Source organism: Streptomyces aculeolatus (assembly GCF_020400605.1).
Classification (GTDB): Bacteria; Actinomycetota; Actinomycetes; order Streptomycetales; family Streptomycetaceae; genus Streptomyces; species Streptomyces aculeolatus.
Genome location: NZ_JAINRD010000002.1, coordinates 349491 through 359076, shown reverse-complemented (window position 1 = coordinate 359076; position 9586 = coordinate 349491). Strand labels below are relative to the sequence as shown.

Genomic DNA, 9586 nt, shown 5'->3' with positions numbered 1-9586 from the left:
ACGGGGCTCGGCTCGGGGGTCGCCATGGCCGGCCCTCAGCCCTTGGTCTTGGGCGGGTTGAGCAGCTGCTCGTACTGCTCCTCGTCCACGGTCGACTTGTCGATGACCACGGCGCCCGGGTCGAGCCGGACGGGCGGCGTGCTGTCGCCCGCGGCCATCGCGGCCTCGACGACGCCCTGGTAGCCGAAGAAGAACGGGTTCTGGACGATGATCGCGTCGATGGACCCGTCGCGTACGCCCGCGATCTCAGCGGGGTCGGAGTCGAAGGCGACGACGGACACGCGGTCGCTCGCGTTGCGCTCGGCGACGGCCTTGGCGGCGCCGGTGCCGGAGGTGTTGTTGTCGGCGAAGACCCCGGCGAGGTCGGGCGTCGCGGTGAGGGCGTCGTTGACCTGGGAGACGGCCTTGTTGAGGTCGTTGTCGTTGACGGAGGTCTGGATGATCTCGGCGTCGGGGCACTCGGCGGCCAGGCCGCTCTTGAAGCCGTTGAACCGGTCGACGAGGACCTGCTGCCCGGAGGTCGAGCTCTCGTGGAGGATCTTGCCGTCCTCCTGGCCCTTGTCGGTGAGCAGTTCACACATGCGCACCCCGGCCTGTTCGCCGGCCTTGACGTTGTCGGTGCCGATGAACCCCTCGGCCTCGGTGGTGATCGCGTTGTCGACGGTGATCACCTTGATGCCGGCGTCGCGGGCCCGGTCCACGGCGCTGTTGAGCGCGGTGGAGGAGTTCGAGGCCAGCACGATGGCGTCGGCGCCCCGGGAGATGGAGTTCTCGACCAGGCTGACCTGCTCCTCGATGTCGGTCTCCGAGGTGGGGCCGAAGAGGCCGAGGTCGATGCCGAAGTCGTCGCCCGCCTGCTTGGAGCCGGCGAGCATCGACTGCCAGAAGTCGGAGTCGGTGGCCTTGGTGATGACGTCGACCTTGGTGCCGCCGACCGCGGCGCCGCCGCCCGAGGAGGACCCGGAGTCGTCGAACGCCGCCTTCCCGGCGGCGACGCCGCCGGCCGCGAAGACCACGGCCAGGGCTGCGGCCACCCCCGAGGAGACGAAACGGATGCGCGCCATGGCTACTCCTGGTTGCTGGGGGACGTGGGGGAGGGAGAGGACGAGGGTGCCGAGGGGGACGGTGCGGTGAAGGGGACGAGCAGGGGCGCGCCGCCGTCCGGGGCGCGCCGGGCGCGGTAACCCATGCCGTGGGCGAGGACCCAGCCGTAGTCGTGGCCGGCGTTGCCGGGGTAGACGGCCAGGAAGCGGTACGGCTCGTCGCCGGTGTTGACGCTGCGGTGCGCCCAGCCCGGCGGGATGTAGCCGATGGCGCCCGGGTACATGTCGATCCACTGCGGCCGGTCGCCGTCGAAGAGCAGCAGCCCGCCGGTGCCCGCGAGGCCGAGGTAGATCTCGCCCTGCGGGTTGGGGTGCTGGTGGCCCTTGGTCATGTGGAACTCGCCGCCGACCGTGCCCGGCCGGATCGTGGTGATCGACTGCGGCAGCTCGCCCTCCGCCTCCGGTACGGGCGAGGAGGCGACGTCGTACACGACGGGGTCGCCGCCGTCCCGTACCGCGGCGCGCCAGGCGTCGCCGTCGGCGAAGAGGCCGTCGAGATCGGACATGCGCCGGGTGAGCACCGGGCCCGACGGGCTCATGCCGCCGGCCCGCGGATCGAAGGTGATGAGACTCGGCTCGATGGGGGGCGATGCGTATGACGGCACCGTGGCCTCCTGGGGTCGTGCGGGGTGTTTCCGGAGGGCGTCAGCGTGACGACCTGGTCATTTGACATCCTGTACGGTCAGGATGTCAAGGGTTCCCGCAGCGGCCCCTCCCGCTCCCCGCGCACGCGTCAGCGGCCGGCCCGCTCGGGTGAGCGGACCGGCCGCGAAGGTCGGGGTGCAGGGGGCGTACGGGACGGACAGGGCCCCTGGGGCGTCAGTCGGTGACGATCATCAGCGGGCGGGGCGGGGCGCCCGACTGCCGGGACAGCTCCACCTCGAAGCGGCTGCGGTCGCCGCGGTGGAAGGCGACGAAGCTCTCGACCGGACGGCCCTGCTCGCCGACGCTGACGCTGCGCAGCACGAGCACCGGGGCGCCCCGGTTGACGCCGAGGCTGCGGGCCAGTTCCGCGGAGGCCACCGCCGCCTCCACCGAGCGGCGGCCCTGCACGAGCCGCACCCCGAAGCGGCCCTCCAGCAGCGCGTACAGCGACTCCTGGGTGAGGTCCTCGTCGACGAGGCCTGGGGCGACCTCCTGCGGGACGTGGGTGATCGTGAGCACCCACGGCTCCTCCTCGACGAACCGCAGCCGCTCGATGACGATCACCGGGTGCCCGGGCGGCACCTCCAGCTCGCCGGCGACCTGCGCGTCCGCCGGGACGACTTCGAGCCTCCGGACCTGGCTGCGCAGGTGTCCGCCGCGGGCGGCGACGTCCTCGTACAGCCCGGTGAGGGACTGGACCAGGCCCTCGGGGGTCTTGGGGTGGGCGACGAAGGTGCCGCGGCCCTTGATCCGCTCGATGACCCCTTCGGACTCCAGCTCCGCGAGGGCCTGGCGGACGACCGTCCGGGAGACCCCGTAGCGTTCGCACAGCTCGTGGTCCCCCGGCAGCCGGTCGCCGGGCCCCAGCTCGCGGCTCTCCATCTCGCCCAGGAGGATCTGCTTGAGCTGGTGGTAGAAGGGGAGCAGCGACGAACGATCGATACTTGACTGCATGTCATGAGAGGATAACAACCCTCCCGGACCGATCGCCCGCCGCCGTCCCCGGCAGGGCCTCCCTCAGCCCTGGTCCTCGTCCTGGTCCTCGTCCTGGTTGTCGTCCTGGTCCCCGTCCTGGTCGCCGTCCTGGTTGTCGTCCTGGTCCTGCGGCACGAACATCTTCAGGTCGGTCAGGCTGGCGCTGCCCTCGTAGACGTTGGTGTAGAGGTCGCCGATCACGAACGAGTCGGGGTAGGCCGAGCCCTGCGGCCACTGGTCCGCCCAGGTGGTGCTGCCGTTCTTGTCGTTCTGCACCAGGTCGCCGTTGAACCGGCCGTCGTACTCCTCCGGCTTGGTGTTGTAGTGCCAGATCGGCGCATCGCCCACGACGAACGGCCGGTGGAAGCGGAGCGTCTGCCGACCGGCGCGGGCGAAGTTGCCGCTGGCCTCCAAGGTGTAGCCGGTGGCGTCGCGCTCGATGGCGAAGGTGTAGTCCTCGTTCGGCATCAGCTCCGGCTGCAGCTCGCCCGCGGAGGAGAGCTGCTGCTCGGCGACGCCGCCGGAGCAGCTCGACATGAACCACTGCGAGTTCCCGGCGAGCCCGCCCTGGCCCGGGGTCCAGTTGGGCATCCCGCTGATCCACATGTTGACGGTGTTGAAGCTGCTGTCCTTGTAGTCGTAGTACTGCGCGGTCGAGGCGTCGCAGATCCGGCCGCCGGTGCCGCCGCCGACACGGTCGGGGTGCTGGGCGAAGGAGTCCATGAGCACCTTGCGGCGGTAGTGCCAGAAGTGGTTGTTGCGGGGCGCGGGATCGGGGAAGTCGACGATCGACATGTAGTGGAAGCCGTTGTAGCCGTACGGGCCCTCGCGCACGTCCTGCCACTCGCAGTACGGCGCGGAGGCGTCGCCCTCCCAGCCGGGGCTGTTCGAGCCCTCGCCCCAGGGGTGCTGCGTCTTGCAGCCCTCGGCGCCGTAGCCGTTGATCCGGCCGTCGTACTCGATGGAGCCGTTGCGCTTGCCGCCGAAGTCCAGCGTCTTCAGCCTGTACTCGATGCGGTACTCGTCGGGCAGTTGCTCGGTGGGCCGCAGGATGGCGCCGCCGGTGTGGTCGGGCACGTCGAGCCGGGCGACGGGGTCGCCGCCCGCGGTGCCGTTGGTGATCGACGGCGGCTCCTCGATCTCGCCGTCCTTGTTCCAGTCGCGGGCCGAGAGCGAGGCCGTCAGCCAGCCGCCGTCGCCGACCGGGAACTCCTTGCGGTACGTGTCGAAGGAGCCCATCGCCTCCTCCCAGTCGGGACCGTAGTCGTTGCGGTACCACTGGCCGTTGTCGTCCATGATCGTGTCGAACGGCTCGTCGTAGGTCTCGCGGGTCCAGGACGCGCCGTCGGGGTCCAGCGGGTCGGCGAAGTCCTCCTCGTGCAGCAGCTGCCACTCCACCGCGGAGCCGGCGGCGGCGCCCTCGGGCGCGGCCGAGGCCGTCGCCGTGCCGCCCTGGAGGGCGGGGGTGAGCGCCAGGGCGCCGGCGGCGAGCGCGAGGCCGGCGCGGCGGGAGCGGGCGGCGAGTCCGCCGGAGCGGGCGGGGGGTCGGGACGTAGACGTCATCAGAAGTTCCCGTCGGGGTCGTAGTACTTCTTCGCGTTGTCCTCGGTCACCATCGGCGCGGGGACGACGGTGTCCTTCTCGGTCTCCTCGCCGTCGAGGATCTGGACGGCGCGGTCGAGGCCGAGGCTGCCGATCTCGTCCGCGTCGTTGAGCCCGGTGACCAGGTAGTTGGTGCCGTCGAGGATCGCCTTCACGGCCTCCGTCTGGCCGTCCACGCCGGCCAGCACGATGTCCTTCTCGCGTCCGGCGTCCGCGACGGCGCGCTGCGCGCCCAGGCACATCGCGTCGTTCTCGCAGAACACCGCGTCGAGGTCGGAGTGGGCGGCGAGCAGGTCCTCCATGACCTTCAGCCCGCCGTCGGTGGTCCAGTCGCCGAAGCCGGGCGCCTCGACCAGCTCGATGCCGGGCGCGCCGTCGAGGGCCTGCTTCACCCCGTCGGTACGGGCCAGACCGATGCTGTTGTCCGCGGGGCCGCCCTTGATGATCGCGACCTTGCCGCCGTCGGGCAGCCGCTCCAGCAGGAAGTCGCCGTTCTGCCTGCCGATGGCCTCGTTGTCCGGGCCGATCCAGCTCGTGTAGTCGCCGGTCTGGAACTTCCGGTCGACCAGCACGGCCGGCTTGCCGGCGGCCTTGATGGCGTTCAGCACCGCGGGCGCCGACTCCAGCGGGCCGCCGGAGACGATCACGGCGTCGACGCCCTTGGCGAGCATGTCGTCCACGTTGGCGGCAAGCTTGGCGGCGTCGCCGCCCGCGTCGGTGGAGCGGACCTCGACGCCCTTCTTCTTCGCCCGGGCCTCGATCGCCTTGTCCATGCCGTTGAAGTAGGGGCCGCTGAGGGTGAAGTTGGCGACGCCCACGGTGTACGAGCCGTCCCCGCCGGAGCCGCCGGAGTCGTCGGAGCAGCCGGCCAGCGCGGTGGCGGTGAGGAGGCCGGCGGCGAGCGCCCCGGCCGTACGGATGCGGATCATGTCGTACTCGCCTTCGTTCGGTCGGTGCCGCCGCTCCCGCCGCGCAGCCGGCCGGCGCGCTGCACGAGGATGACGGCCACGATGATCAGGCCCTTGAGGACCTGCTGCCAGAAGCTCTGCACGTTGTGGAGGTTCAGCAGGTTGTTGATGAGGGCCAGCAGCAGGACGCCCGCGAAGGTGGCGCGGACCGAGCCCTTGCCGCCGGCCAGGCTCGCGCCGCCGATCACGCAGGCGGCGATGGCGTCCAGCTCGAACGCGGTGCCCACGCTGGGCTGCGCGATGCCCACCCGGCTGGCCAGGATGACGCCGGCCAGCCCTGCGCAGGCGCCGCTGATCGTGTACGCGAGCACGAGGTGCCGGCGCACCCCGATCCCCGCGAGGCGCACCGCCTCGGCGTTGCCGCCGATGGCGACGAGCGCCCGGCCGGGCGCGGTGCGGGTGAGGAAGATCCCGCCGAGGAGGAAGACGCCGAGCATGATCAGCGTGGCGACGGGAAACGGCCCGGCGGTCGCGGAGCCCAGCTCGAAGAAGCTCTCCTCGGTCGGCGCGACGGGCGTCTCGGAGTAGACGAACGCCAGCCCGCGCACCGTGGTCAGGGCCGCCAGCGTCACCACGAACGGGGCGATCGCGAATCTCGCCACGAGCGTGCCGTTGACCGCCCCGCAGCCGATGCCGACGGCCACCCCGGCCAGCAGGGCGAAGGGCACGGGCATGTCGGCGGCGAGGCCGGCGGCCATGATGCCGGTCAGCGCGACGACCGAGCCGACGGACAGGTCGATGCCGCCGGTGACGATGACCACGAGCATGCCGTAGGCGAGCAGGCCGGTGGTCACCATCTGCTTCATCAGGTTGGTGAGGTTGGTGTCGGTGAGGAACGCGTCGGTCGTGGAGCCGGCGACGGCGACGAACGCCGCGAGCAGCAGGAGCATCCCCGCCTCGGCGGTGAGGTCCCGGCCGCGCACCACCAGCCGCGGCAGCCGCAGGCGGGCCGGCGCGGAGGCGGGTGTCCGGTCCGCGGGCTCCTTCCCGGTGCTCCCGGTGGTCCCGGCGCTCCCGGGGTCCGGCGCCGCGTCGGTCCTGCCGGTCTCTGCCGACCGCGCGGCGTCCGCCGCCGAGGGGCGCCCGTTCACGCCGCACGCCCGATCGCGTACGAGAGGACGCCGTCCTCGGTGGCGCCCTCCGCCGGCACGTCCGCGACGAGCCGGCCCTCGTGCATCACCAGCACGTGGTCACTCGCCCCGATCACCTCCGTGAGGTCCGAGGAGACCAGCAGCACGGCCATCCCGCCGCGGGCCAGTTCGTCGAGCGTCCGGTAGATCTCCGCGCGCGTTGCCACGTCCACTCCCCTGGTCGGCTCGTCGAGCAGCAGCACCCGCGGCTTGGTCAGCAGCCACTTCGCGAGCACCGCCTTCTGCTGGTTGCCGCCGCTGAGCGTCCACACGGGCAGCGCGGCGCAGTTCGCCGGGCGGATGTCCAGCCGGCGCACCATGTCCGCGGCCTCCCGGCGGCGGCGCGGCCCGTCGAGCAGCGGGCCGCGGGTGGCGGTGCGCAGCGTGGTCAGGCCGATGTTCTCGGCGGCGGTCAGCCCGAGCACGAGACCGCTGCGCTGGCGGTCCTCGGTGACCAGGGCGAGCCCGGCGTCGATCGCCGCGCGCGGCCCGGCGAACCGCGTTCCCGGCGCGGGCGGTGGCGCGTCACCGTCCCGTACGGGCAGCGCCCGCACCGACCCGGCCGCCGGCGGCTCGGCGCCGAACACGCACCGCACCAGCTCGCTGCGACCCGCGCCGACGAGCCCGAACAGCCCCGTGATCCGGCCGGCGTGCAGCCGGAACGACACGTCGCGGAACTCCCCCGGCCGGCTCAGGCCCTCGACCTCCAGCAGCGCGGGGCCCGGCTCGGTGCGCTTCGCCGGGTACAGCTGCCCGGTGCCGCGGCCGGCCATCAGCCGGATCAGCCGGTCCTCGTCGGTGTCCGCGGGCAGCGTACGGGCCACCACCCGGCCGTCCTTGAGCACCGCGATCGAGTCGGCCAGCTCCCCGATCTCGGCGAGCCGGTGGGACACGTAGACGATCAGCACGCCCTCGGCGCGCAGCCGCCGCACGAGCGCGAACAGCGCCTGGAGGTCGGTGCCCGCCAGCACCGCGGAGGGCTCGTCGAGGATCAGGACCCGGGGGCGGCCCCCCGCCAGCGCCTTGGCGATCTCCACCATCTGCCGGCGGGCGACGCTGAGCCGGCCGGCCCGCGCGCGCGGGTCGACGGCGCCGAAGCCGATGCCCGCGAGGAGTTCGGCGGCGCGGGCGTGCGCGGTGCGCCAGTCGACGAGCCCGCCGAGGCGCCGGGGCAGCTTGCCGAGCAGCAGGTTCTCGGTCACCGACAGCTCGGGGACCAGCGTCAGTTCCTGGTGCACGGTGCGGATGCCGTGGGCCTGCGCCGCGTGCGGGGAGCCGAACGCGACGCGCTCGCCGCCCACCCGCAGTTCGCCGGCGCTCATCGGCTCGGCGCCCGCGAGCACCTTGATGAGGGTGGACTTCCCGGCCCCGTTGGCGCCGACGAGGGCGAGGACTTCGCCGGCGTGCCCGACGAGGTCGACGCCGTGGAGCACTTCGGTGCGGCCGTACGACTTGTGCACGTCGCTCATCCGCAGCACCTCGGGCCCGGCGGCGCGCTTCTCCCGGGCGCTCATGCGAGGACGTCCTGCACGATGACGGTCTTCTCGCGGGTGAACTCGCGCGCGGTGTCGTGCAGTCCCTCCCGGCTGCCGCCGGTGTCGCCGGGGCCGCCGAACGGCAGGTTCTCGGCGCGCAGCGCGGTGGAGCCGTTGATGACGACGCCGCCGACCCGCAGCCGGCCCGCCATCGCGAACGCCCGGTGCAGGTCGCGGGTGTGGACGGCGGCCTGCAGCCCGTACGGGGAGTCGTTGGCCATCCGGACCGCGTCCATCGGGTCCGTGAACCGGGCGACGGGCGCGACCGGACCGAAGATCTCCTCGGCCAGCGCCGGACTGCCGTCGGGGACGTCGACCAGCACCGCCGGTTCGTAGAACGCCTTGCTGCGCCAGCCGCCGGCCGCCCGCCGCGCGCCGTCCCTGATCAGCGCGGCCACCGCGGTCTCCACCCGCTCCGCGGCCTCCTCGCTGATCAGCGGGCCGACGTCGGTGCCGGGCGCCAGCTGGTCCCCCACGCTGAGGCGGATGGTGCGGGCCAGCAGGGCGTCCACGAACTCGTCGTGCACGGCGTCCTGGACGTAGACGCGCTTGACGGCGCAGCAGATCTGGCCGTTGCCGCGGGCCAGCCGGCCGAGGACGACGGCCTCGGCGGCGGCGTCCACGTCGGCGTCGTCGCAGACGATGAGCGCGTCGTTGCCGCCCAGCTCCAGGTGGGTCTTCTTCAGCGTCGCCGCCGCGCGGCGGGCGATCTCGCGGCCCGCCGCGGTGCTGCCCGTGAGGCTCACGGCCGCGATGGCGGGGGCGTCGGCGAGCCGGCGGGAGACGTCGGGGCCGCCGGTGAACACCTGGTGCGCCTCCGGCGGGAAGCCGGCCGCGGCGACGAGTCCGGCGACGCGCAGCACGGTCAGGGGGCAGCGCAGCGGCGCCTGGACGACGACGGCGTTGCCGGCGGCGAGCGCGGCGGCGGCCTTGTGGGCGTACAGCTCGACGGGGTAGTTGAACGGGACGAGGGCGGCGATCGGGCCGAGCGGCTCGGTGAGCGTCACGGCGAGGTGGCGCTCCAGGCCGGGTACGGCGTCCAGCGGTATCTGGCGCCCGAACAGCCGGGTCGACTCTCCGGCGAAGCCGCGGAAGATGCGGGCGGCGGCGGCGAGTTCGTCCGATGTCTGGGCCAGGGGCTTGCCGTTCTCGGCGGCGAGCAGCGCGGCGAGTTCGGGGGTGTGGGCGTCGAGCAGGGCGGCGACCTTGGTCAGCCGGGCGGCACGCTGGTGGGCGGGCATGGCGGCCATGGCACGCTGCCCGCGTACCGCCGACTCGGCCACGTGATCGACGTCTTCGGGGGTGAACTGCGGTACCTCTCCCAGGTGCTCGCCGGTTCCTGGGTTGCGGACGTGACAGGTGGGCATGGCGGCTCTCCGTGGGGCAGCGGCGGCGTTCGAGATTCCGAACGGCGCCGATGCTGACAACGGCCTGTCAATTTGTCAATCCACCTGACTAATTAACATCCCACGTATTTCCCCTGGTCACGCTGGGAGCGATCCCGGGGGCGGGCTCCGCGCCGGGCCGAGGCGGGCGGGGATGGGGGTACGGCTCCGGGCCGGACGCCCGACCGGGACCGGTCCCCGGGCGCGGCGCCTAGCGTGGCCGTCTGCCCGGCCGGCAGGGGC

The 9586-nt window shown here is 73.0% G+C and carries 8 protein-coding genes; all 8 read right to left on the bottom strand.

The features are described 5' to 3' along the window. Nucleotides 1-35: 35 nt before the first annotated feature. The 8 genes from LG396_RS05890 to LG396_RS05855 all read right to left on the bottom strand — a co-directional run bounded on the left by LG396_RS05890 (nucleotide 36) and on the right by LG396_RS05855 (nucleotide 9325). The gene (locus tag LG396_RS05890; RefSeq protein ID WP_225793911.1) at nucleotides 36-1064 is read right to left on the bottom strand and encodes an ABC transporter substrate-binding protein; all 1029 of its coding nucleotides are present in this window, start codon (nucleotides 1062-1064) and stop codon (nucleotides 36-38) included. 2 nt (nucleotides 1065-1066) lie between these two features. After that, nucleotides 1067-1708, bottom strand: a complete 642-nt coding sequence (locus LG396_RS05885; protein WP_037748595.1) for a glucose-6-phosphate isomerase family protein — start codon at nucleotides 1706-1708, stop codon at nucleotides 1067-1069. 214 nt (nucleotides 1709-1922) lie between these two features. Continuing rightward, nucleotides 1923-2702, bottom strand: a complete 780-nt coding sequence (locus LG396_RS05880) for a GntR family transcriptional regulator (RefSeq protein ID WP_018839542.1) — start codon at nucleotides 2700-2702, stop codon at nucleotides 1923-1925. 63 nt (nucleotides 2703-2765) lie between these two features. Then, entirely contained in the window at nucleotides 2766-4286 is a 1521-nt protein-coding gene (locus LG396_RS05875; protein WP_225793910.1) for a mucin-5B, read from the bottom strand. After that, entirely contained in the window at nucleotides 4286-5254 is a 969-nt protein-coding gene (locus LG396_RS05870) for a substrate-binding domain-containing protein (protein ID WP_225793909.1), read from the bottom strand. Before LG396_RS05870 ends, LG396_RS05875 begins: the two co-directional genes overlap by 1 nt. After that, on the bottom strand, nucleotides 5251-6384 hold the full coding sequence (locus tag LG396_RS05865; protein ID WP_225793908.1) for an ABC transporter permease: 1134 nt from the start codon (nucleotides 6382-6384) through the stop codon (nucleotides 5251-5253). Before LG396_RS05865 ends, LG396_RS05870 begins: the two co-directional genes overlap by 4 nt. Beyond that, nucleotides 6381-7937 (bottom strand): sugar ABC transporter ATP-binding protein, encoded by a 1557-nt coding sequence (locus LG396_RS05860; protein WP_225793907.1) that lies wholly within the window; start codon nucleotides 7935-7937, stop codon nucleotides 6381-6383. Before LG396_RS05860 ends, LG396_RS05865 begins: the two co-directional genes overlap by 4 nt. Then, the gene (locus LG396_RS05855) at nucleotides 7934-9325 is read right to left on the bottom strand and encodes an aldehyde dehydrogenase family protein (RefSeq protein ID WP_225793906.1); all 1392 of its coding nucleotides are present in this window, start codon (nucleotides 9323-9325) and stop codon (nucleotides 7934-7936) included. The genes LG396_RS05860 and LG396_RS05855 overlap by 4 nt, the downstream gene beginning before the upstream one ends. Between the last annotated feature and the right edge of the window lie 261 nt (nucleotides 9326-9586).